This window comes from Streptosporangium sp. NPDC002721, assembly GCF_042888905.1.
Taxonomy (GTDB): Bacteria; Actinomycetota; Actinomycetes; order Streptosporangiales; family Streptosporangiaceae; genus Streptosporangium.
In genome coordinates this window covers 142,300-164,527 of record NZ_JBIAQI010000013.1, presented here as the reverse complement: position 1 = coordinate 164,527, position 22,228 = coordinate 142,300, and the positions used below count along the sequence as shown (strand labels likewise).

At 71.5% G+C, this 22,228-nt stretch carries 17 protein-coding genes; 11 read left to right on the top strand and 6 right to left on the bottom strand.

All coding sequences use genetic code 11. The features are described 5' to 3' along the window. Positions 1 to 10: 10 nt before the first annotated feature. Complete coding sequence (locus ACFYWM_RS20270; RefSeq protein WP_389916809.1) at positions 11 to 2,752, bottom strand: zf-HC2 domain-containing protein; 2,742 nt, start codon at positions 2,750 to 2,752, stop codon at positions 11 to 13. A 169-nt stretch (positions 2,753 to 2,921) separates the two neighbouring features. Between ACFYWM_RS20270 and pyrE the strand changes: the two genes are divergently transcribed. Continuing rightward, positions 2,922 to 3,458: an orotate phosphoribosyltransferase gene (gene pyrE / locus ACFYWM_RS20265; RefSeq protein WP_389916807.1), complete on the top strand. Its 537-nt coding sequence runs from the start codon at positions 2,922 to 2,924 to the stop codon at positions 3,456 to 3,458. A gap of 182 nt (positions 3,459 to 3,640) precedes the next feature. Here the strand turns inward: pyrE and ACFYWM_RS20260 are convergent, their stop codons facing one another. Next, positions 3,641 to 4,066, bottom strand: a complete 426-nt coding sequence (locus ACFYWM_RS20260; protein WP_389916805.1) for a hypothetical protein — start codon at positions 4,064 to 4,066, stop codon at positions 3,641 to 3,643. A 514-nt stretch (positions 4,067 to 4,580) separates the two neighbouring features. Between ACFYWM_RS20260 and fbaA the strand changes: the two genes are divergently transcribed. From fbaA to ACFYWM_RS20240, 4 genes are all read left to right on the top strand, one after another. After that, entirely contained in the window at positions 4,581 to 5,603 is a 1,023-nt protein-coding gene (fbaA, locus tag ACFYWM_RS20255) for a class II fructose-bisphosphate aldolase (protein WP_362689794.1), read from the top strand. A 202-nt stretch (positions 5,604 to 5,805) separates the two neighbouring features. After that, positions 5,806 to 6,225 (top strand): DUF3151 domain-containing protein, encoded by a 420-nt coding sequence (locus ACFYWM_RS20250; protein ID WP_362862803.1) that lies wholly within the window; start codon positions 5,806 to 5,808, stop codon positions 6,223 to 6,225. A gap of 358 nt (positions 6,226 to 6,583) precedes the next feature. Further along, complete coding sequence (locus ACFYWM_RS20245) at positions 6,584 to 7,867, top strand: adenylosuccinate synthase (RefSeq protein WP_389916802.1); 1,284 nt, start codon at positions 6,584 to 6,586, stop codon at positions 7,865 to 7,867. Positions 7,868 to 7,959: 92 nt separating this feature from the next. Beyond that, positions 7,960 to 8,886 (top strand): glycerophosphodiester phosphodiesterase family protein, encoded by a 927-nt coding sequence (locus tag ACFYWM_RS20240; protein ID WP_389916800.1) that lies wholly within the window; start codon positions 7,960 to 7,962, stop codon positions 8,884 to 8,886. Between the two features lie 9 nt (positions 8,887 to 8,895). Here the strand turns inward: ACFYWM_RS20240 and corA are convergent, their stop codons facing one another. Then, entirely contained in the window at positions 8,896 to 10,056 is a 1,161-nt protein-coding gene (gene corA, locus ACFYWM_RS20235) for a magnesium/cobalt transporter CorA (RefSeq protein WP_389916798.1), read from the bottom strand. A 497-nt stretch (positions 10,057 to 10,553) separates the two neighbouring features. Here corA and purD point away from each other — a divergent pair, with 497 nt between their 5' ends. From purD to ACFYWM_RS20210, 5 genes are all read left to right on the top strand, one after another. Further along, positions 10,554 to 11,786: a phosphoribosylamine--glycine ligase gene (gene purD, locus ACFYWM_RS20230; protein ID WP_389916796.1), complete on the top strand. Its 1,233-nt coding sequence runs from the start codon at positions 10,554 to 10,556 to the stop codon at positions 11,784 to 11,786. Positions 11,787 to 12,056: 270 nt separating this feature from the next. Further along, positions 12,057 to 13,091, top strand: a complete 1,035-nt coding sequence (locus ACFYWM_RS20225) for a hypothetical protein (RefSeq protein ID WP_389916794.1) — start codon at positions 12,057 to 12,059, stop codon at positions 13,089 to 13,091. 308 nt (positions 13,092 to 13,399) lie between these two features. Then, a complete protein-coding gene (murA, locus tag ACFYWM_RS20220) occupies positions 13,400 to 14,668 on the top strand; it encodes a UDP-N-acetylglucosamine 1-carboxyvinyltransferase (protein ID WP_350975573.1) in 1,269 nt (422 codons plus the stop codon). 225 nt (positions 14,669 to 14,893) lie between these two features. Beyond that, on the top strand, positions 14,894 to 16,183 hold the full coding sequence (locus tag ACFYWM_RS20215; RefSeq protein WP_344746819.1) for a GTP cyclohydrolase IIa: 1,290 nt from the start codon (positions 14,894 to 14,896) through the stop codon (positions 16,181 to 16,183). A 576-nt stretch (positions 16,184 to 16,759) separates the two neighbouring features. Continuing rightward, complete coding sequence (locus ACFYWM_RS20210) at positions 16,760 to 17,707, top strand: EamA family transporter (protein WP_389916791.1); 948 nt, start codon at positions 16,760 to 16,762, stop codon at positions 17,705 to 17,707. A gap of 105 nt (positions 17,708 to 17,812) precedes the next feature. On the opposite strand, the gene hisC is transcribed toward ACFYWM_RS20210, so the two are convergent. After that, positions 17,813 to 18,874, bottom strand: coding sequence for a histidinol-phosphate transaminase (gene hisC / locus ACFYWM_RS20205; RefSeq protein ID WP_389916789.1), 1,062 nt, complete (start codon positions 18,872 to 18,874; stop codon positions 17,813 to 17,815). A 59-nt stretch (positions 18,875 to 18,933) separates the two neighbouring features. On the opposite strand from hisC, the gene ACFYWM_RS20200 reads away from it, so the two are divergent. After that, complete coding sequence (locus ACFYWM_RS20200; protein ID WP_389916787.1) at positions 18,934 to 19,560, top strand: Uma2 family endonuclease; 627 nt, start codon at positions 18,934 to 18,936, stop codon at positions 19,558 to 19,560. A gap of 81 nt (positions 19,561 to 19,641) precedes the next feature. On the opposite strand, the gene ACFYWM_RS20195 is transcribed toward ACFYWM_RS20200, so the two are convergent. Continuing rightward, positions 19,642 to 20,310 carry an NUDIX domain-containing protein gene (locus ACFYWM_RS20195; RefSeq protein WP_362834754.1) on the bottom strand — a complete coding sequence of 223 codons (669 nt, stop codon included), beginning with the start codon at positions 20,308 to 20,310 and terminating at the stop codon, positions 19,642 to 19,644. Between the two features lie 19 nt (positions 20,311 to 20,329). Continuing rightward, entirely contained in the window at positions 20,330 to 22,168 is a 1,839-nt protein-coding gene (locus tag ACFYWM_RS20190) for a DUF4434 domain-containing protein (protein WP_389916784.1), read from the bottom strand. Between the last annotated feature and the right edge of the window lie 60 nt (positions 22,169 to 22,228).

The following is a 22,228-nucleotide window of genomic DNA, read 5'->3' as shown; positions in this document are numbered from 1 at the left end:
GGGCACGCCGTCACGGGGCGGTCCGCACGCTCACCGCCGCCGCGCCGAACAGCAGGACGTCCTGGCGCGTGCTGAGCTCCAGCACCGGGTCGCGGCCGAGGGGCGCCCGGAAGCGGTCGACGTCCGTGCCGAAGGTCGTGCCGGTGCCCCGCGCCCCGGCGGCGGACCCGTCGAAGGGATTGCGCGGGTCCCGCTCCCCGCCCGCGGGCCGCAGGGGCCGGCCGTCGAGCCGCACCCGGTCGCCCATGACGCCCGCGTCGCCCTCCCAGGTCACCAGGGCGAGCCTCGCGGACACGTCGGAGGCGGTCAGCCCCCCGAGCGGTATCCGCGCCGAGCCGTGCCCCCCGTCCAGCACCGTCGCGGTGTCGACGACGACGGCCTGGCTGTACGGCCTGCGCGGGTCGGCCACGATGACCACCAGGCCCCACCCGGCATGGCGCGCCACACCGGACCGCACCGAGGCGTCGGCCACCCAGTACGTCCCGCGGACCGTGCCCACCAGGCGCGTCACGTCGGCGAACGCCTGGTAGCCGCGCCCGGCGGGCAGCTCACGCTCCACCACCTGCGAGGCCCTGACCTGCCGGTACCGTTCCTCGCCCGGCACCCTGAGCTTGATACGCCCGCTGGGGGGCGCGCTCGCCGACCAGTAGAGGCCCGCCCAGACCACCTTGCTCGCCGCGGGCAGGGCGAGCCGGGCCGCGCTCGAACTGCTCGTCGAGGGGTCCTCGTCGCGGTCGAGGGGACGCATCTCCCAGCTGTTGTTGTCGCGCCTGCCGCCCCGCCGCGAGTGGGCGGCCTCGCACGCGGGCTCCCAGGGCGCGCAGTTCATCAGGGTGTTGCCGATCGCGGAGACGGCCACCCGGCCGTCGGTGGCGAACCGGGCCGGGGCGCCCGTCACCCGTACCCCGCTGCGCGATCTGGCGGCCACCCGCGTCCCCGCGGTGGAGACCGTGACCGAGGGGACCGCCCCGTAGGGCGCGTCACCCGACACCAGGACCCTCAGGAAGACCGCCGTGGCCCGGCCCGCCGGCAGCGGGCCGCGGACGCACCGGGCACCCCGGCTCCTGGCCCGGCAGGACCAGCCGTCGACCGTGCCGACCGGCGTGACGACGCCTACGGCGTTCCCCCTGCGGGGCCCGGAGGGCAGCGTCACACCTCGCGGCAGGCCGACCTCGGCGACGACGTCGTCGCTCTGCCCCTGGCCCGCGTTGCGCAGGCGCACCGCGACGATCCCGGCCTCGGACCTGACCAGCGCGCCGAGCGCGTCGATCCTGGCCACCAGGCGGGGGGCGGGCCCTGCCCCCGCCGTCCCCGCCGTCCCGGTCGTCCCCGCCGTCCCGGTCGTCCCCGCCGTCCCGGTCGTCCCCGGCACGGCCCCCGCGGGGGTGCCGCTCCCGCCTCCCGTCCCTCCTACGCCGGGCTCGCCACCGGATGCCACGCCGGGGGCCGTCCCGGCGGGGCTGGTCTCTCCGGATCCGGGGGCCCTCCCGGTCTGGGCGGGCTCGCGGCCGGACCCCGGCGGCCGTCCCGAGGGTGACGGTACGGGCGAAACGGAGGTGTCAGGCCCGCCCGAGGACCGTCTCGGGGCGGGGGAGCCGGGCACGGGGGCCACGACGATCGGCTCGGAGGCCGTAGTGGGCCCTGGAACGGGTCCATCGGCCGACACCAGCACCAGGGCCGCGGCCACCGCGACCGCGGTGGCCGTCGCGCCGGTCGCGACGGCGCGCCGCACGGATCGGGGAGCCCGGTGCCAGCGTCCGGACAGCCCGCCCCCCGGTGTGGCACCCATCCTGGCGAGCGCCGTCAGGTAGGCGGGGAACGCGGGACCGGCGACGAGCGGGCCGATCACGGAGCGGACGCCCCGGCCGATGCCGGTCAGCTCCGCGAGCACCGCGCGGCAGCCGGAGCAGCCGTCCAGATGCCCGTCGATGATCCTGCCCTGCTCCTTCGGCAGGCCGCCGCGCGTGTAGGGGCCCAGCCTGGTCAGCACGGGCCGGCACTCGGGGGCGGACGTCTCGGCCAGGTGGATGCGCAGGCATGCCTGGCGCGTCCCCTCCCTGGCCCGGTGGGCGAGCGCGGCCGCGCCGTTGACCGTCAGGCCCAGCAGGAGCCCGACGTCCTCGGCCCTGAGCCCCTCGACCTCGGCGTGCCACAGGACGAACTGCCAGCGCTCGGGCAGGGAGAGGAACGCCCTGGCCACCGGCGAGCGGTCCAGGCCCTCCAGCGACGGGTCGACGAGGAACGCGCGTGAACCCGGAGACGACTCTCCGTCCACCCTCTCGTCGACCTCCCCCACCACCCGCTCGCCGTTCCCCCCGTCCTCCCCGCTCTCCCCGTCTTCCCCGCTCTCCTCGCCCGCGCTCCTGTCGCCGTCCTCGTCCGCGCTCCCGCCGGCCTTCCCCTTCGTCTCTTCCGGCTCCTCCGGCCCCTCCGCCTTCTCGCCGGTTTCCGGTACGGCGGAGGCCGGGCCGCCCCCCGTACCGGAACGGGGGTCGGCGGTGCGGCGGAGGACGGTGAGCAGGTAGGGGCGGAACGCCTGTTCCGGGCCGTTTCCCTGGGCGATCACGTGGTGGACCCTGGCGAACGCCCTTTCCACGACGCCCTCGACCTCGGTCCCGCCCGGCAGGAGCAGGCGGGCGAGGGCATGCGCCGCGGGGGCGTGTCGCTGATGGAGCACCCGGTAGGCGGCCACGTCGCCGTTCCTGGTGGCGGCCAGCAGTTCAGCGTCGCCTTGAGATGTTTTCACACTCATTGTGACCTCGTCATTACCCGGAGTTGCCTGCCGGATAATCCCGCAGTACGCGCCGCGAGTAAACCCGGATCGCACTTTTGCCACCTCCGGCCCGAAAACCGCGTTACGGCGATCCCGTTTCCGGGCGGGCCCGATCGGACGGGTTCCGGTATCGCCCTAACCTTGTGCCATGAGCGATCGCGAGAGCCTGCTGGCGGAGATCAAGGGCAAGGCCGTGGTGCACGGCAGGGTCGTGCTGTCCTCGGGCCTGGAGGCCGACTTCTACGTGGACATGCGCAGGGTGACCCTCGACGGGCAGGCGGCGCCGCTGGTGGGACGGGTCATGCTGGACATCACCGAGGACCTCGACTACGAGGCGGTCGGCGGCCTGACGCTGGGCGCCGACCCGGTGGCGACCGCCATGATGCACGCCTCGGCCGCGCGGGGCGGGAGGCTCGACACGTTCGTGGTCCGCAAGGCGCAGAAGACCCACGGCATGCAGCGCCGGATCGAGGGACCGGACGTGTCGGGGCGGCGGGTGCTGGTGGTCGAGGACACCTCCACCACCGGCGGATCCCCGCTGACCGCGGTGGAGGCGCTGCGCGAGGCGGGCGCCGAGGTCGTGGCGGTCGCCACGATCGTGGATCGGGGGGCCGCCCCGGCGATCACCGGAGCCGGGCTGCCCTACCTGACCGCCTACACCCTGGCCGACCTCGGCCTGGCCTAGAGCCGCGCACACCGGTCCCGGCCCGCTCCGAAGCCGTGTACGCCACCCCCGCCCGCTCGGAGCCGCGTACGCCGGTCCCGGCCCGCTCCAGAGCCGCGTACGCCGCCCCCGCCCGGCCCGGAGCCGCGTACGGGAGCCGGGGGCTTTCCTCGAGGGATCCGGAGCAGGCGGGCGGGGCGGGGTCAGTCGCGGGTGACCGTGAACTCCTGGCGTTCCCCCGCCTTGCCCGGGGAGCGGACGGCCCCGTTCACCTGGACGCGGACGGCGGCGGAGTCGGCCAGGACGACGTCGACCTTGGCGTCGAAGGACTGGAACCGCTCGCCGCGCTCCAGCTCCCGGTCGAGGAGCACGTCGCCCCCGGTGACCTTCAGGAAGACCGTGGGGCAGTGCTCCCGCAGGCACTCGACGAGAACCGTCGGGACGCGCTCGGGGGTGGCGGAGGGGGGCGGGGAGGCGGCGGCGGTCGGCGTGCCGGCCGAGGGGGCGGGCGAGGCGGCCGTCTGCGCGTCCGAGCCCAGGCTGCCGAACAGCGAGAGGGCTCCGAACACGATCAGGGCGACGAGCGCCAGCACCGCCAGTCCGACGAGGACCAGGCGCGCGATACCCATGGGGTCAGACCTGTGGCGTCCCACACTGTGGAGATTAGCGGTTCGTGAGGAGATTTCACGACCGACCCGGCGGATCGGCCGGAAGGATCCGCGATCTGGAAGATCGTCCGCCCCCGCCCAGGTCGTGCGCCCCGGGCTCTCCGTCCGGGGCACGGGCGGGGAACGGCCGGGGGAAGGGCCGGGGAACGGCCGGGGGAAGGGCCGGGGAACGGCCGGAGGAGCCGGGAAACGACCGCGGGCGGGGCGAGGACACGGCTCGGGGACACATCGGCGCGGGCCGGGCGGTACCGGAGCCGTCCGTCCGGGGAACGGCCGGGAAACGGCCGGGGATAGGTTGGAGACACAGCCGGGGACACGTCGAAGACGCATCGGAGACGCTGCCGGGGACACATCGGTGCGGATCGAAGTGGTACCGGAGCTATCCGGCCGGGCATGAACCCGGAATACTGGCCCACGGGCTATGCCTCATAGCCACGCGCCAGCTGTTCACAGCCGTCTCCAGGGAGATGACACGATGCCTATCGCTACTCCAGAGGTCTACGCCGAGATGCTCGACCGGGCCAAGGCAGGAGGTTTCGCCTACCCGGCCATCAACGTGACCTCTTCACAGACCCTCAACGCGGCGCTCAGGGGGTTCGCCGAGGCGGAGAGCGACGGCATCGTCCAGGTGTCGACCGGCGGCGCCGATTTCCTCTCGGGCACCACGGTCAAGAACATGGTGACCGGCTCGGTGGCCCTGGCGGAGTACGCCCGCGTCGTCGCGGCCAACTACCCCGTGACGATCGCCCTGCACACCGACCACTGTCCCAAGGACAAGCTGGACGGTTTCGTGCGCCCGCTGCTCGACATCTCCCTTGAGCGGGTGGCCAGGGGCGAGGACCCCCTCTTCCAGTCGCACATGTGGGACGGCTCCGCCGTGCCGCTGGACGAGAACCTGGAGATCGCCAGGGAGCTCATCGAGAAGACGGCCCGCGCGCGGATCGTCCTCGAGGTGGAGATCGGCGTGGTCGGCGGCGAGGAGGACGGCGTCGTCGGCGAGATCAACGAGAAGCTCTACACCACCACCGAGGACGCCCTCGCGACCGCCGAGGCCCTCGGCCTGGGCGAGCGGGGCCGCTACATGCTCGCCGCGACCTTCGGCAACGTGCACGGCGTCTACAAGCCGGGCCACGTCAAGCTCCGCCCGAGCGTGCTCAAGGAGATCCAGGACGCGGTCAGCGCCAAGTACGGCACGGAGAAGCCGTTCGACCTGGTCTTCCACGGCGGCTCCGGCTCGCTGCTGGAGGAGATCCACGAGGCCATCTCCTACGGCGTGGTGAAGATGAACATCGACACCGACACGCAGTACGCCTTCACCCGCCCGATCGTCGAGCACATGTTCAAGAACTACGACGGCGTGCTCAAGGTCGACGGCGACGTCGGCAACAAGAAGGTGTACGACCCCCGCTCGTACGGCAAGGCCGCCGAGACCTCGATGGCCGCGCGCATCGTCGAGGCCGCCCAGCACCTGAAGTCCGCGGGCACCAAGATCTCCTGAGGCCGCGAAAAGGCCGTTGAACGGTCGTTGAACGACCGCTCGACGACCACTCGACGACCGCGGGAAGGTCGTGAGAAGGCCGCGGGAAAGGCCACGGAAAGCTCCCGGAAAGGGACGCGGCGAAGATCACGAGATCGGCTTCCGGAAAGACTCCGGGGGCCGATCTTGGCCTGACGCGGGTACACCGGGTAGGACTGTCGTTATGGAATCGCACCAGAACCTCCTCGCCGGCCCGCCGCCCACCCTGCTCCCGGACCTGCCAGAGGCCCGCGAGGCGCTGGAATCCGGCGCCCAGGCATCCGACGTAGCCGCGCGTTTCCCCGCCTATCCCGCCGCCTGGGCCGTGCTCGCGGACGAGTACTTCGCGGCGGGACACGCCGTGACGTCGTACGCCTTCGCCCGCACCGGCTACCACCGCGGCCTGGACCAGCTCCGCAGGGCGGGCTGGAAGGGGCACGGCCCGATTCCCTGGGAGCACCTTCCCAACCAGGGGTTCCTGCGCTGCCTGCACGCGCTGGCCCGCGCCGCCCAGAGCATCGGGGAGAAGGAGGAGGCCGAGCGGTGCTTCCAGTTCCTGAAGGACTCCAGCGCCGAGGCGTCCGAGGAGCTGACCAGCCGCTGACCGATCGGGGCCGGCAGGCGACCGGCCGATGATCAGCCGATGACCAGCCGATGACCACGCGTCGTCACGCGGCCGGTCCCGCCCCCGCCCCGTCTCCCGGCCCGTTTCTCGATCCGTCCACCGATCCGTCTCCCCGTCCGTCTCCCCGCCGGACTCCCGATCCGCTCCCCTGATCCGCCTCACCGAGCCGCCGATCAGCTCCCGGATCTGCCTCCGATCCGCCCCCGGGATCTCTCACCGGACCCTCTTTCCCAAGGTGGGAGATCCCCATTTCGGACGCCGTCGGGTATTCTCTCCACGCAAGAGCCCCTGTCGCGATTGCGCCAGGGGTTTTCGTTTTTGTGGTGGGAGACTCACGATGCCGGCTGTCGTTCTCGTTGGTGCCCAGTGGGGCGATGAGGGCAAGGGTAAGGCGACCGACCTGCTTGGAGACCAGGTCGACTACGTCGTCAGATACCAGGGAGGCAACAACGCGGGCCACACGGTCGTCATCGGCGACCAGAAGTACGCGCTGCACCTGCTGCCCACGGGAGTGCTCTCCCCGAACGTCGTCCCCGTGATCGGCAACGGCGTCGTCATCGACCCGGGCGTGCTGCTGAGCGAGATCGACGGGCTGGAGGCGCGCGGGGTCTCCTCCGAGCGCCTGCTGATCTCCGCCAACGCGCACCTGATCATGCCCCACCACAAGGCCCTCGACAAGGTCACCGAGCGCTACCTCGGCAAGGCCAAGATCGGCACGACCGGGCGCGGCATCGGCCCCGCGTACGGCGACAAGATCTACCGGATGGGCGTGCGGGTCCAGGACCTGCTGGACCCGGGCATCCTGCAGAAGAAGATCGAGGTCGCGCTGGGCGAGAAGAACCAGATCCTCACCAAGATCTACAACCGCCGGGCGATCGACGCGGGCAAGGTCCTGGACGAGTATCTCGGCTACGCCGAGCGCCTCACGCCGCACATCGCCGACACCTCGCTCGTCCTCAACAGGGCGCTGGACGAGAACAAGGTCGTGCTGCTCGAAGGCGGGCAGGGCAACCTGCTCGACATCGACCACGGTACCTACCCCTTCGTCACCTCCTCATCCCCGACGAGCGGCGGCGCCTGTTCGGGTTCCGGCATCCCGCCGACCCGGCTCACCGGCGTGATCGGCATCCTGAAGGCGTACACCACCCGCGTCGGCTCCGGCCCGTTCCCGACCGAGCTCGACGACGAGATGGGCGAGTGGCTGCGCACCACCGGCGGCGAGTACGGGGTGACCACCGGGCGCAACCGCCGCTGCGGCTGGTTCGACGCGGTGATCGCCCGCTACGCCAGCCGGATCAACGGCATCACCGACTACTTCCTCACCAAGCTGGACGTGCTGTCCGGCCTGGACACGATCCCCGTCTGCGTCGCCTACGAGGTCGACGGCGTCCGCCACGACGAGATCCCGATGACCCAGACCGACTTCCACCACGCCAGGCCGGTGTACGAGGAGTTCCCGGGCTGGAAGGAGGACATCACCGGCGCCAGGAGCTTCGAGGACCTGCCCGCCAACGCGCAGGCTTACGTGAAGGCCCTGGAGGAGATGAGCGGCGCCAGGATCTCGGCCGTCGGGGTCGGCCCCGGCCGTACCGAGACGCTCCAGATCCACTCGATGCTCTAGTTTTCGGGTTTCTCCCGGTACGGCCGCGCCCGGCGTCGCCGAGGCGCGAGCCGTACCGGACGATCGGCGCGCGAGGTGGATAAGGTCCCTGTGTGCATGCCGAGATTCACGGTCACCGCGGCGCCCGCGGGCTCCGTCCCGAGAACACCCTGCCCGGCTTCGCCCACGCCCTCGAACTGGGCGTCGACGCGCTGGAGCTCGACGTCGCGCTCACGGCCGACCGGCGGCTGGTGCTCACCCACGACCTCACCGTGTCGGCGGTGACCAGCGCCGACGTCCGTCCCGCCTTCCGCGACGACCCCGCCTTCCCGTACGTGGGCCGGCCCGTCGGCGCGCTCACGCTGGCGCAGCTGCGCACGCTGGAGTGCGGGGTACGGGTGCCGCGCCACGCCGAGGACCGCTTCGCCCCGACCCAGGTGCCGGTGCCCCACACCCGGATGCCGACCCTGGGCTCCGTGCTGGGGCTGATGGACGCGTACGGCGCCGACGGGGTGCGGGTGCACGTGGAGCTGAAGTCCGACCCGACCCGGCCCGACCTGAGCGCCGACCCCGCCGAGTTCACCGAGATGGTGGTCGCCGAGCTCGACCGGCACCGCAGGCTGGAGCGGGCGGCGATCCTCAGCTTCGACTGGCGCGTCCTGCGGATCGCCCGCTCGCTCACCCCCGCGACCCCGCGCTACGCCCTGATCGAGCGCGCCACCATGGACGGCGTCTGGCTCGACGGCCTCCGCCTGGAGGACTTCGACGGCGACGTCCCGGCCGCCGCGGCCGAGGCCGGGGGCACCACGCTCTCCCCCGAGCACGTGATGGTCGACCGGGAGTTCGCCCGGCTGGCCGAGAAGGCCGACCTGCCGATGGCGGTGTGGACCGTCAACGACCCGGGACGGGCCGCGGAGCTGCTCGACCTCGGGGCGGCCGCGATCGTCACCGACTATCCCGACCGGATGATCGGCCTGTGGACGGAGCGGGGCATGCGCGTCCCCCGGCCGGTCACCCCCGCGCGCCCCCTCAGTGCGTGAGAGCCCGGCTCACATCCAGCCGTTGCGGCGGAAGCCCCGGTAGAGCAGCGTGCAGGCGACGACCATCACGCCGAGCACCAGGGGATAGCCGAAGACGGAGTCGAGCTCGGGCATGTGCTCGAAGTTCATCCCGTAGATGCCGGCGATCATCGTGGGGACGGCCATGATGGCGACCCACGAGGAGATCTTCCGCATGTCCTCGTTGGCGAGCGCGTTGGAGCGGGCGAGCGCCGCCTGCAGTATGGAGTTGCAGAGCTCGTTGGACGACTCGACCTGCTCGCAGACGCGGGCCAGGTGGTCGACGACGTCGCGGAAGTACTCGCGCATCTCGGAGGGGATCATCCGGCGCTGGGCCAGCGTGGACATCGGCGACTGGAGCGGCATGACGGACCGCTTCATCTCGATCATCTCGCGCTTGAGGTTGTAGATCCGGCCGATGTCACGGGCGCTGACGTCGGCGAAGACCATGGCCTCGACGTCCTCCAGCTCGGCCTGCATGCGGTCGGCCACGCTGAGGTACCTGTCGACGACGTGGTCGGCGATCGCGTGCAGCACGCCGGTGGGGCCCCGGTTGAGGAGCTTGGGCTTGTCCTCCAGGCGGGCGCGCACCTCGGCGAGGGGGCAGTGGCTGCCGTGGCGCACGGTCACCACGAAGTCGGGGCCGACGAACACCATGAGCTCGCCGGTGCCGATGATCTCGCTGGTGGCGGTCAGCACGTCGTGGTCGATGTAGGCGACGGTCTTCAGGACCACGAAGATCGAGTCGCCGTAGCGCTCGACCTTGGGCCGCTGGTGAGCCTTGACGGCGTCCTCGACGGCGAGCGGGTGCAGGGCGAAGACCTCCGCCAGCCACTCGACCTCGGGGGCGTCGGGCTCGTGCAGGCCGACCCAGACGAAGGCGTTGCTCCCGCCGGAACCCTTGCCGGAACCGGCTCCTCCGTCGGAGGCCGCCTCGGCGGCCGCGTTGTGGGCGCGGACGATCTCCAGGGCGTCGGGGATGCCCAGGGCGTCGATCTTCTTGCCGCCGACGTAGGCGGCGTACTCGACGAGCGAGTCGCTCGGCGGGACGCAGACCCCGGTCATCCGCTCACGGAGCGAGACGGCGGGCGTGTGCGCGGCACGGATCGCACGGGTGTGCTTGATGCGGGGAAAAAGAAGCGAGGAGCGCATGGCGAGCCTTTCCCGCCCGGCCTGGCGGGATCCGCACGCGATGCGATGTCACCCCCGGTGAAGGAGGTGATGCGTGCGGCGCCGGTCGGGCACCGAGATGGGGTGGTCGAGGGTGCGCACAGCAGGAGTGCGCGAGCACGTACTGCTGGGATCGCCAGAGGACATCCCGAACCACCTCCAATCAGCAAGAGACACGCAAAGCCACTCAAAAGTTAACACTATTGGGGAACTTCTCTCAGCTTACTCCCAGGGTCAACTGTTGATCATGCAGAACCAGACAAAATTCACACGTCCTTTACGGCGTCCACCCCCTGCCCACACGCGTCCGAGGTTTTCCACAGCCTGTGGACAACCTCCGTGGACCGCCGGAGGGGGAACGAAGGCCAGGTCGAGCATGGCGGACGCGGGCCCGGAAGGCCGTCCGGCACCGCGCCCCGGGGGCGGGGCCGCGGGCGCGGACCCGAGGGGGACGCCGGGAGGACGATAGGCTCTGACGAGTGCGCGTTCTTGTGATTGGATCCGGCGGGCGTGAGCATGCCCTGTGCCGGTCGCTGGCGGCGGACCCCCAGGTCACCGAGGTTCACTGTGCTCCCGGAAACGCGGGGGTCGCGCAGGTCGCGACCCTGCACCCGGTGACGCCGACCGACCCGGCCTCGGTCACCGGGCTGGCCGAGGAGCTCGGGGCGGACCTGGTCGTGATCGGCCCCGAGGCGCCCCTGGTCGCCGGGGTCGCCGACGCCGTCAGGGAGGCCGGGATCCCCTGCTTCGGGCCCTCGCGCGAGGCGGCGCTGATCGAGGGGTCCAAGGCCTTCGCCAAGGAGGTCATGGTCGCGGCGGGCGTCCCCACCGCGCGGTCGCGCACCTGCGTCACGCCCGAGGAGGCCGCCGCCGCGCTCGACGAGTTCGGCACGCCGTACGTGGTCAAGGACGACGGCCTGGCCGCCGGCAAGGGCGTGGTGGTCACCGGCGACCGCGACGAGGCGCTCCGGCACGCCGCCGCCTGCGGGCGGGTCGTGATCGAGGAGTTCCTCGACGGCCCCGAGGTGTCGCTGTTCGCACTCTGCGACGGCTCCACCGCCGTGCCGCTCCAGCCCGCCCAGGACCACAAGCGCGCCTACGACGACGACCAAGGCCCCAACACCGGCGGCATGGGCGCCTACACCCCGCTGCCCTGGGCCCCGGACGACCTCGCCGACCAGGTGATGGCCGAGACCGTGATGCCGACCGTGAACGAGCTGGCCGGGCGCGGCACCCCGTACTCGGGGGTCCTGTACGTCGGGCTCGCCCTCACGTCCAAGGGCCCGAAGGTGATCGAGTTCAACGCCAGGTTCGGCGACCCGGAGACCCAGGTCGTGCTGGACCGGCTGGAGACGCCACTCGCGGGCCTGCTGCTCGCCTGCGCGAACGGGACGCTCGACCGGTTCGGGCCGCTCTCCTACCGCGACGGCGCCGCGGTGACCGTGGTGATCGCCGCGGAGAACTACCCGGCCGAGCCGGTGAAGGGCGACGTGATCGAAGGGCTGGCCGACCCGGTCGAGGACGCCTACGTGCTGCACTCGGGCACCGCCCTCGACGGCGACCGGATCGTCTCCAGCGGGGGCCGGGTGCTCAGCGTGGTCGGCACCGGGCCCGACGTCCCCGCCGCCCGCGCCGCGGCCTACGAGGCCGTGGGGCACATCCGGATGCGCGGCTCGCACCACCGCACCGACATCGCGGGCCGCGGCGCCTGACCCCCGGCTCCCCGGAACCGCCCACGGCCTCGGGAACGCCCAGGGCCGCGGGGCCGCTCACAGCCGCGGGGCCGCTCACGACCAAGGGGACGCTCACGACCTCGGGGACGGCGCGCCGATTTCCCTGAAACGCGCCGATCTCCCTCGAACGCACCGATTTCCGGCAAGCTCCCGAACCCCCGTTTTCCGGGGAGGCGTAGCGCCTGATCGGCATGGAGCGGTAAGCCTGGGGCAGTCGGCAGTGCCAGCCCCAGGCCCCCCGGAGGAACGATGTCGCTCGACCCCGCGATGCCCCCCGAGCGGATCGGCGACACCGGCGTGCTGCGCTGGCCCGGCACCTGGCGGGTGTACGTGGCCACCCGGAGCGAGGAGATCAGGGCCGACGCCGAGCGGGCCCTCACGATGCGCGACGAGGCGGGCCAGCTGGTCTCGGTGGGCGAGGGCATCGGCACGCACCTGGCCCGCGCCGAGACGTACGCCCGCAGCAGGCACGGCGTGCGGCGCTGGCTGACCGGCCAGGCCATCGAGGGCGCCTGGTCCAACGTCAACAGCGCGACCGTGATGCTGTACGGCGTGCTGCCGACGGCCGAGCTGTGCGGGCGGGGCCCCGAGGTGGCCGCGATCGGCCGGGCGTACCTGCCCGGCGACGACCCCCGGCTGGTCCATCTCCAGGCCAGGCTCGCGGCGGGGGACCTGGCGGAGAACGACAGGCCGCTGATGCAGTCGGTGCTGCGGGCCGCGTACACCGCGCAGGCGATGGAGACCGGGCGGGTCCGCAGCTTCCGCAACCTGCTGCTCGGCGGGGTGGTCATGCTGACCCTGATCGTGCTCGGCGTGGTGGTCATCGGCGCGATCTGGCCGAACGTCATCCCGATGTGCGGCAACCAGTCGGTGATCCGCACCCAGGGGTTGATGCCCGCCCAGATCTGTCCGACGGGCGGCCTGCAGCCCGGCCACGGCGACGTCCCGCTCGTGGCCCTGATCGGCATGCTGGGCGCGGCGCTGGCCACCGCGGCCTCGCTGTCGACCCGCTCGGAGCTGTCCACCCGCTACTCGCTGGCGGTCGTCCAGAACCTCCTAAAGGCGCCCGCGGGGGTGGCCACCTCGGTGCTCGGGCTGCTGATCCTCAACTCGGGCTTCGTGCCCGGCTTCGCGGGGCTGGGTTCGCAGCCCGCGATCCTGGTCTGGGCGATGGCGTTCGGGTACGGCCAGCAGATCGTCACCCGCTTCGTGGACCAGCGGGCCGACAACCTCCTGTCGGCCGCCTCACCGCTCACCACCGCGGGCGGCACGAAGGGCAGGTAGCGCCCGTCCTCCCGAGGGCGGCGCCCCCGAGTTCCGCGTCCGGCGGGCCATGAGACGATCTTCTGCGTGACCCGGCCGCGGGCGCCGTGAGGGACATGGCCGAGGGGCGTGGGGACACCGGGGAGCACGGGCGGACGCGTGATCGTCGCCCGGCGCCGCGAGGGCCGATGATTACCGGCCGTTCGCGGGGTAGTTCCCCCCTGAAGTGGCCGTTTCAGGGGCATCAAACGACTACTGTTGGCCGGATAAACCTCGGCTGCCGCCCCGCGCCACATGAATCACCCGAACCACTTCAAGGAGCAAGACGCATGGTCCGTTACCGCGTGCGCGGTGGCAACCCACTTCGTGGAACCGCCTTCATCCAGGGTGCCAAGAACGCCGTGCTTCCCATGATCGGCGCGGCGCTGCTGGCGTCCAGAGGCCGGACGGTCCTGCGCAACGTCCCCATCATCGAGGACGTCCGCCGCGCGGTCGAGCTGGCCGAGACGGTCGGTGCCACGGTCGAGCTCCACGAGGCGGAACGCACCCTGGTGATCGACGCCTCGACGCTCAGCAGCCCGGTCCTGCCCGCCGAGATCGCCCGCCGCTTCCGCGGCTCGGTGCTGTTCGTGCCCGCCCTGCTGCACCGCCTCGGCGAGGCGATCATCGAGGGCGTGGGCGGCTGCAACCTGGGCAGCCGCAACCTCGACTTCCACTACCTGGGCTACAAGCGCCTGGGCGCGCTCGTCGACGAGGGCGACTCGGTCATCCACGTCAAGTCGGCGGGCCTCACCGGCGCCACGCTGTACCTCGACACCCCCTCGCACACCGGCACCGAGAACCTGATCATGGCCGCCGCCCTCGGGCGCGGCACCACCGTGATCGAGAACGCGGCGCTGGAGCCCGAGGTCCTCGACGTGATCGACATGCTGACCCGGATGGGCGCGAAGATCAGCGGCGGCGGCACGGGGTTCATCACCGTCGAGGGCGTGGAGGAGCTCCAGGCCGTCGAGCACACCGTGATGCCCGACCGCCTCGACGCCGGCGTGTTCGCGATGGCCGCCGCCGTCACCGGCGGCGAGGTGAACCTGGTCGGCGCCGACCTGGACCACCTCGGCGTGGTCCGCTACAAGCTGGAGCAGATGGGGGTGGAGTTCGCCGACCACGGCGCGGTGCTCCACGTGCGCCGCGACCGCCCGCTGCGCCCGATCAACGTGATCACCGACACCTATCCCGGTTTCGCCACGGACCTGCAGTCGCCCATCATGACGGTCGCCTGTCTCGCCGACGGCGCCAGTTACATTCATGAACGTATCTTCGACGGGCGTTTCGCTCTGGCCTCAGAGCTGAACAAGATGGGCGCCGATATTGAAGTGAAAGAGAACAGCGCAGTCGTTCGCGGCGCCACTCCCCTCACCGGAACGCGAGTGACCGCACACGATCTGCGTTCGGGAATCGCGCTCGTGCTCGCGGGCCTGGCGGCCGAGGGGGAGACCGTGATCGAATCGGGATATCTCATCGACCGCGGGCACTCTTATCTGGCCGAGCGTATGCAGTCCCTGGGGGCCGATGTGCGGCGAGAGATTTCAGCGTCATAATCAGCAGGTTTGAGACGCTCAAAAACCGCTCTGACCTGTGTAAACGGTGCCAGTCATGGCTTTAACCCGGAAGTGGCTTCCGGAATTGGCCGCAAATCGGGCGTGACATTACGGCCCTCGCGAGCGATCGTTCCAAAAGAGAGCCGAAAACAAACGGACGGCATGATGGGACGAACATTGGTCGAGCGGGCCGAAGAAGCGCCACGAGTGTCACGCCCGGGTGCCATGACACCGGACCTCACTATCGGTGTGGTGGGCCCCCATGACCTCGTCGAACGGGTGATGTTGATGGGGCATGCGGCTGCCCCGTTACCCTGCCGCCTGGTGGCGGCGGCATACCGTGACGAGCAGGAGGCAGCCGACAAGGTCACCCGGCTGGGAGCCGGGGTGGACGCATGTCTGTTCGCCAGCCCGGTCCCCTACGACCTGGCCAGGCGATCGGGGGTGCTGACGATGCCCGCGACGTATGTCCAGCTCGGCGGCGCCGCGCTGATCGCCGCGCTGGCGAGGGCCGCGCTGGACGAGCGGATCGACCCGCGCAGGGTCAGCATCGACGTCCTGGGCAGGGCAGAGGTCGAGGAGGCGTACAACGATCTGAGTCTCCCCTCGGGGGATGTGCAGAGCCGCGACGAGCCGGGCGCCACCGGTACGATCGCGGCCTTCCACGAACGCCTCGCCCGCCAGGGCAGCACGAGCGGGGCGCTCACCTGTCTGCCCGCGGTCGCCGACCGCCTCCAGACCGCGGGGGTGCCCGTGGTGAGGATCCGCCCCACCTCCGCCGCGGTGCGCACGGCGCTGCACACGGCGGCCCTGCTGGGCGCGCACCACAGGCTGGAGGAGTCGCAGCTCACCGTGGTCCTGGTGGAGGTGCCCACGCTGCGCGAGCCGGTCCGCCGGGCCGCGCCGCGCTACTGGCGCGACGAGCTCCGGCTGTCGCTGCACCGGCTGCTGGTGCAGGAGGCCAACCGGATCAACGCGTCGGTCACCGCGGTCGACGACCACAGCTACATGGTCACCGCGACCCGCGGCTCGGTGGCCGCGGCCACCGAGGGCTTCCGGGTGCTGCCGTTCGCCGCGCGGGTGCGCGACGAGCTGGGCCTGGCGGTCGAGGTGGGCGTCGGCATGGGCCGCACCACCCACGACGCCGAGTCGCACGCCAGGGCCGCCCTGGCGCGCACCCAGGCGGGCAAGCAGGCCCAGGGCTTCGCGGTCGACAGGGAGGGCAGGGCGCTGATCCCGGCGCCCAGGATGCCCCCTCAGGGCGCCGGACCGCTCAAGCCGAAGGGCGTGGAGGTCCTGGCCCGCCTGGCGGCCAAGCTGGAGGGTGGAGACACGGTGGTCGACGCGGAGGGCGCGGGCAAGATGCTCGGCGTCACCCCGCGCACGGCACGGCGGTTGCTGCGCACGCTGGTAGACGAGGGACTCGCGTGGCCGCTCCCGCCGAACCGGACGCCGCAGCCGGGACGCCCCCGGCAGCTGTACCGCCTGATCGTGGAGAAGCTCGGCACCCGCTGAGCCCCGCGCCACGGTCCTCACCGACCTGGAGGCTTCCGCCGCACCCGGACGGCGGAACCTCCCAGGTCACGGCGCGCCCGTTCCTGCGGGACGTGGCCGTCGGCTCGCGAGGTGTTCGTCTCGTGCTGCCTGTCGCGCACTGCCTGTCGCGCCCTGTTCATCTCGCGCTGTCTTTCGCGCACCGTTCGTCGTGTGACGTCCCTCTCACTCCGTTCGTCGCGTAGTGTGCGTGTTGCGATTTTTGTCGCATGTTGTCCGTCTCAGGCGGCCCGCTCGGCGCTGTTCACCACGGCCCGCCGGCCCCGGCGTGTTCACCGCGGCTTGTTCATTCCGGCCTGTTTATTTTGGTCTGTTCACAGGTCCTGTTCACCGGGTTTGTTCATTCCGGCCCGGCCATTACGCCCCTCCCGTCCCGGCACGGCGAGGACCCCCGGGCCACGGTTCCCCGGAGCCCGCCCCGCCGGGTCGAGCCGGATCCGATGTCGCGCGAACCCCTCCCCACAGCCCGCCGCGCCGGGTCTCAGGGTCCGAAACCCGCGAGCGGATTGTCGGCTTCAACCGCTATTGTCATGAGCTATGGGTCAAGACAGTACTGACAGCCGCACGTCGCTCCTCGTCTGGGGAGCGCTGGCGATCGTGTACGTGGTGTGGGGTTCCACGTACCTGGCGATCATGATCACGATCGAGACGATCCCGCCGCTGCTCAGCGGAGCTGTCCGCTTCGTCACGGCCGCGCTCGTCCTGGGCGGCGCGGTGTACCTGCTGAAGGGCCGGGACGCCTTCCGGATGACCTGGAAGCAGGCGGGCGGGGCGGCCCTGGTCGGCCTGCTGCTGCTGAACGGCGGCAACGGCATGGTCGCCGTGGCCGAGCAGCACATCTCCAGCGGGCTGGCGGCGCTGCTGGTGGCCTCCACACCGCTCTGGCTGGTCATCTTCAGGGTGATGTTCAGGGACCGGCCGCGGGCGCTGACACTCGTCGGGGTGCTCATCGGGTTCGGCGGCGTGGCGGTGCTGTCGCTGGGCGGCGGGAGCAACGCCGCCGACGGCACCGGAGTGGTGATCATCCTGCTGGCGTCGCTGTCGTGGGCGGCCGGCTCGTTCCTGGCGTCCCGCATCCCGATGCCCGCGAACCCCTTCTCCGCGAGCGCCGTCGAGATGGCGGCGGGCGGCCTCGGGCTCGCCCTGACCGCCGCCGCGATGGGCGAGCGCCTCGACGTCGCCACCGTCTCCGCGCGGTCGTGGACCGCGCTGGCCTACCTGATCCTGATCGGCTCGCTGGTCGCCTTCACCGCGTACGTGTGGCTGCTGGGCAACGCGCCGATCTCGCTGATCTCCACCTACGCCTACGTCAACCCGGTCGTGGCGGTCGTGCTGGGCGCCCTCGTGCTGAGCGAGCCGGTCACCGGCTCGATGATCGCGGCCGGCGTGGTGATCGTCATCGGCGTGGCCCTGGTCGTCTCCACCGAACGGCGCAGGAAGCCGGAGCCCGTACCGGAGACGAAGGCGGAACCCGCGGCCGTGTAGCGCGCGGTCCTGCGGTACGGCTAGCGGCCGTACAGCGCGCGGTCGTGTGAGCCCGCGACCGTATGGGCTCACACGGTCGCGGGCACCCGGTGGCGCGAAGGCGGGTCAGGCGCTCCAGAAGGCCGACGCGGCGGCCAGGAAGGTGTCGTTGGCCTCGGGGTCGCCGATGGAGACGCGGGCCCCCTCCCCGGCGAAGGGCCGCACCGCGACGCCCTCGGCCGCGCACGACGCGGCGAAGTCGAGCGTGCGCTCCCCCAGCCGCAGCCAGACGAAGTTGGCCTCGGTCACCGGCACCTCCCAGCCCTGGGCGATCAGCGCCTCGCGGACCCGGTCGCGCTCCTTGACCACGGCGTCGACCCGCTCCATCAGCTCGTCCTCGGCGGCCAGCGAGGCGATCGCGGCGGCCTGGGCGAGGTGGTTGACCGCGAACGGCACGGTCGTCTTGCGGACGGCGGACGCCACCGGCTCGTCGGCGACCAGGTAGCCCACCCGGAGCCCGGCCAGGCCGTACGCCTTGGAGAAGGTGCGCAGCACGGCCACGTTCGGCCGGTCGCGGTAGACGGTGAGCCCGTCGGTGACCCCGGCGTCCCTGACGTACTCGCGGTAGGCCTCGTCGAGCACGACGAGCACGCTCTCGGGCACCCGGTCGAGGAAGGCCTCCAGCTCGGCCGCGTGGACGACCGTGCCGGTGGGGTTGTTCGGGTTGCAGACGAAGATCATGCGGGTGTGCGGGGTGATCGCGTCGGCCATCGCCTCCAGGTGGTGCGTCTCCCCCAGCAGCGGGACCCGCACCGAGGTCGCCCCGGCCAGGTCGGCCAGGAGGGGGTACGCCTCGAAGGACCGCCAGGCGTAGATCACCTCGGCGCCCGGTTCGCTCACGGTCTCGAAGAGCTGCTGGGCCACCGTCACCGACCCCGCGCCGAGCGCGACGTGCTCGGCCGGGACGCCGTACCTCTCGGCGATCGCCCCGGTCAGCTCGGTGGCCGCCGGGTCGGGATAGCGGTGCATCCGGGTCGCCGCCCTGGCGACCGCCTCGACCACCGAGGGCAGCGGCTCGTAGGGGGATTCGTTCGAGGAGAGCTTGTAGGACCGGCCGTCGGCGGACACCACGGCCTTGCCCGCCCGGTAGGCGGGCACCGTGTCCAGGATCGCGCGGAAACGAGGCATGGCCTTACTTTATGAGCAGCGGGCGGATGGGGCATCCTGTAACACTGGAGGTGAGAGGCATGCCCGACCGGAAGGACGACATGAGCATCGCACCGCTGGCCGACGTTGAGCCCATTCCCGACTGGGCAATTCCTCCCATAGAGGGCTTCACCGCCGATGACCTCGACCGGCTTCCGGGGATCCCCCCTCACACGGAACTCATCGATGGCACTCTCGTGTTCGTGAGCCCCCAGACCCGTTTTCACGCTCTCGTGCTGTTCCTCCTGCACAAAGAGCTTGATCGGACGATACCTGCCCATCTCCGGGTGGAGCAGGAGATGACGGTGAAGCTGGGGCGACGTCAACGACCGGAGCCCGACCTGGTGATCCTCCACGCGCACGCGCCCACCGAGATGACACGGACCTTCTACGAGGCGGCGGACGTGTTGCTCGCCGTCGAGGTCGTCTCCGAGGAGTCCGAAGAGCGCGATCGCAACCGCAAGCCCCAGATGTACGCCGAGGCCGGCATCCCCCACTTCTGGCGGGTCGAGAACATCGAGGGCCGCCCCAGCGTCCACGTCCACGAACTGAACCCGGTGACGAGGGCGTACGCGCTCACCGGCGTCCATCAGAATCGGCTGAAGCTCAGTCTTCCCTACGACATCGACATCGATCTGACGGATATCACCGACCCTCGCGGTCGATAGCCGAGGCGGGTGACCGCGCCGGTGGAAGTCCTGGCCGGCGACCCGCCGGTACTCCTTGAACGCGACGCGACCGGGCCCCCGCTACTCCTTCAGGGAGCGGAGCATCGGGGGGTGCAGCGCCACGGCGGGGCCGCGACGGTAGAGCTTGGCGGGGCGGCCTCCGTCGCGGGTGGTGGTGCCGCCGGTGGGGACCAGGAAGCCCTCGGCCTTGGTGACCTTGCGGTGGAAGTTGCGCGGGTCGAGGGGGCGGCCCCAGACGATCTCGTAGACCCGGCGCAGCTCGGCGACGGTGAACTCCGGCGGGCAGAAGGCCGCGCCCAGCGGGGTGTACTCCAGCTTGGCGCGGGCCCGCTCGATCCCGTCGACCATGATGCGCCGGTGGTCAAAAGCCATCTCGCGCAGCAGCGCGGAGACCGGCTGCCAGCTCATGTGCGCCTCGGTGGAGGTCGGCAGGTGCGGGGCGAGGCCGAGATAGGCCACGCTCAGCACGCGCTGGCGCGGGTCGCGGTCGGGGTAGCCGTAGGTCTGGAGCTGCTCCAGGTGCACCGGGGCGCCCGGCAGGCCCGCCCGTTCGGCGAGCACCCGGGCCGCCGCGGCGGGCAGGTCCTCGTCGAGCTGGATGAAACCGCCTGACAGGGCCCAGCGTCCCTCGTACGGCGGGTTGTCGCGCCGCCAGACGAGCGCGCTCAGCACCTGGCGGCGCACCGTGAGGACGACAAGGTCCACGCTGACGGGAATGCGCGGCACCATGGCAGGCACGTTACACCGGTCAGACCCGCACGCGGACGTGCAGCGGCTCGGTGGCGGCACGCCCGTCGGCCGCCGCGACCGAGACCTGGACCCAGGTGTCGTCCGGCACCTTGGACCAGTCGAACGGGATCCAGGCCGTGCTCATCCGCACCGGCAGGTCGGGGGGCGGCGTGGTCAGGTTCACCCCGGCCACGTCGACGACGTGGGGTTCCTCCTGGCCCTTCCAGGTGAGGGTGACCTTGGAGCCCATCGGGATGTTGTAGCCGCGGATCTCCACGCCGTCCTGGATGTCGCGCTGCATGCGGACCGCGTCGGCCGCGATGGGCCGGTCGTGGTCGCGGGCGATCTCCTCGGCCAGTGACGGGGAGCCGCAGGTGTAGAAGTCGCTCCACATGTAGGAGACGATCTTGGAGACGTAGCGCCCGACCTGCGCCACGGCCGTGTCGAGCCGCTCCTTGTCGGTGCGTCCCCGGTCGGAACCCGCCGCGCACCGCTCCTCGCCGGACGGCTCGAAGGCCTCGACGTTGGCCCAGAGCTGCACGTTGAAGCCCTGCTCGACCATCCTGGTCCTGGCCAGGGACATCTCGCGGTAGTAGTCGCGGGTCGAGCCGTGGTACGCGTCGCCGTTGGTCTTCTCGTCGACGGCCGGGCGCAGCCGCTCGTCGACCTCGTCCTCGCGCTGGTCGGGCCAGAACAGGCCGACCTTGCCCGTACCCCGGCTGTCCTGCGGGGCGATGATGCCGACGCCGGTCCTGGCGAGGGCCTCGAAGCCCCTGGCGACCTGCTTGGGGGTGGCGCTGAACGGCCGCTCCTTGCGGGCGTCGAGGTAGGGGCTGACGAGGACGGGCCTGCCGGGCATCTCCTGCTCGACGATCTCGTGCTGCGAGGCGTAGACCCGGAGCGTCGGGTGGTCGTCGTCGGAGTCGCCGATGTACTTCATCTCGCGCATCTGCAGCTCGAACGGCTGGTAGAAGCCGCCCAGCGACTCGCGGTCCTGGAAGCGCGCCCCGTAGTCCTGCATGATCCGCCGGGTGAGCGTGGTGAGCGTGTCGGTGCCCTGCTTGGCGGCCCGGGTCTTCTGCGCCGGGTCGCGGGGGGCGAGCGGCAGCGCGGGATAGACCTTCACCCCGAACCGGTCGCCGAGGTCGAGCAGCTCGGTGAGGCTGTCCTCGTGCGCGGCCGCGACCAGGATGACGTGGTAGCCGCGCCCCTTGGCCCGGATGTTCGAGCAGCTCGCGTCGTCGGTGCCGTCGTCGGTGGCGACGATCCGGTAGAAGACGGTCTTCTCCGTGACGATCTTCCGCTCGAACTCGGGGCAGCGGAACAGGCCGGGGCCGAACGCCTCGTCGGTGCGGTAGACGAACGTCCAGCTCACCCGGTTGCCGGGGTTGGCGGCCTTCAGGTCGTTCTCCGCCGCCAGCGCGCACGGCACCCCGTCCTCCTCGCACGGCTCGTAGCGGGCGTCGACGTTCCCGTCGCCGTCGAGGATCCGGCCGTCGTCGTCGACGTTGCGCGCCTGCAGGCCCCAGCCGATCCGGATCACCGTGTCGCCGCCCACCTCGTGGATGGCGCCGAACTGCCGGCGCCAGGTGCAGTGGTCGGCGGTCGGGACGAGCCAGTAGCCGGTGACGGCGTACGGCCAGCGCATCGTCGTGTCGAACGTTCCACACGGGTCGGTGAACTCGGCCACCTCCGGCACCGGGACAGAGGGGGAGGCGTCGGAGGGCGAGGGAGAGGGGGAGGCCGGGAGCGACGAGCTGCCCGCCGTCGGGGAGCCGTTCCCGGAGGGCGTGGTCACCACGAACGCCGCCACCCCTGCGAGGATCGCCACGCCCAGGAAAGCGATGAGCCAGCGCACGTTCAGGACACTACCGTTCTTGTGATCAGGCAGACATAAGGAGCCGGGCGAGCACCATGA

What these genes read in the sequence shown, in the direction of transcription:
- ACFYWM_RS20195 (WP_362834754.1), bottom strand. Translation starts at nt 20,310, where the DNA reads ATGGTGCCGCGCATTCCCGTCAGCGTGGACCTTGTCGTCCTCACGGTG.
- ACFYWM_RS20260 (WP_389916805.1), bottom strand. Translation starts at nt 4,066, where the DNA reads ATGGGTATCGCGCGCCTGGTCCTCGTCGGACTGGCGGTGCTGGCGCTC.
- pyrE (WP_389916807.1), top strand. Translation starts at nt 2,922, where the DNA reads ATGAGCGATCGCGAGAGCCTGCTGGCGGAGATCAAGGGCAAGGCCGTG.
- corA (WP_389916798.1), bottom strand. Translation starts at nt 10,056, where the DNA reads ATGCGCTCCTCGCTTCTTTTTCCCCGCATCAAGCACACCCGTGCGATC.
- ACFYWM_RS20270 (WP_389916809.1), bottom strand. Translation starts at nt 2,752, where the DNA reads ATGAGTGTGAAAACATCTCAAGGCGACGCTGAACTGCTGGCCGCCACC.
- ACFYWM_RS20250 (WP_362862803.1), top strand. Translation starts at nt 5,806, where the DNA reads ATGGAATCGCACCAGAACCTCCTCGCCGGCCCGCCGCCCACCCTGCTC.
- fbaA (WP_362689794.1), top strand. Translation starts at nt 4,581, where the DNA reads ATGCCTATCGCTACTCCAGAGGTCTACGCCGAGATGCTCGACCGGGCC.
- ACFYWM_RS20225 (WP_389916794.1), top strand. Translation starts at nt 12,057, where the DNA reads ATGTCGCTCGACCCCGCGATGCCCCCCGAGCGGATCGGCGACACCGGC.
- ACFYWM_RS20210 (WP_389916791.1), top strand. Translation starts at nt 16,760, where the DNA reads ATGGGTCAAGACAGTACTGACAGCCGCACGTCGCTCCTCGTCTGGGGA.
- ACFYWM_RS20200 (WP_389916787.1), top strand. Translation starts at nt 18,934, where the DNA reads ATGCCCGACCGGAAGGACGACATGAGCATCGCACCGCTGGCCGACGTT.
- ACFYWM_RS20245 (WP_389916802.1), top strand. Translation starts at nt 6,584, where the DNA reads ATGCCGGCTGTCGTTCTCGTTGGTGCCCAGTGGGGCGATGAGGGCAAG.
- ACFYWM_RS20215 (WP_344746819.1), top strand. Translation starts at nt 14,894, where the DNA reads ATGACACCGGACCTCACTATCGGTGTGGTGGGCCCCCATGACCTCGTC.
- murA (WP_350975573.1), top strand. Translation starts at nt 13,400, where the DNA reads ATGGTCCGTTACCGCGTGCGCGGTGGCAACCCACTTCGTGGAACCGCC.
- hisC (WP_389916789.1), bottom strand. Translation starts at nt 18,874, where the DNA reads ATGCCTCGTTTCCGCGCGATCCTGGACACGGTGCCCGCCTACCGGGCG.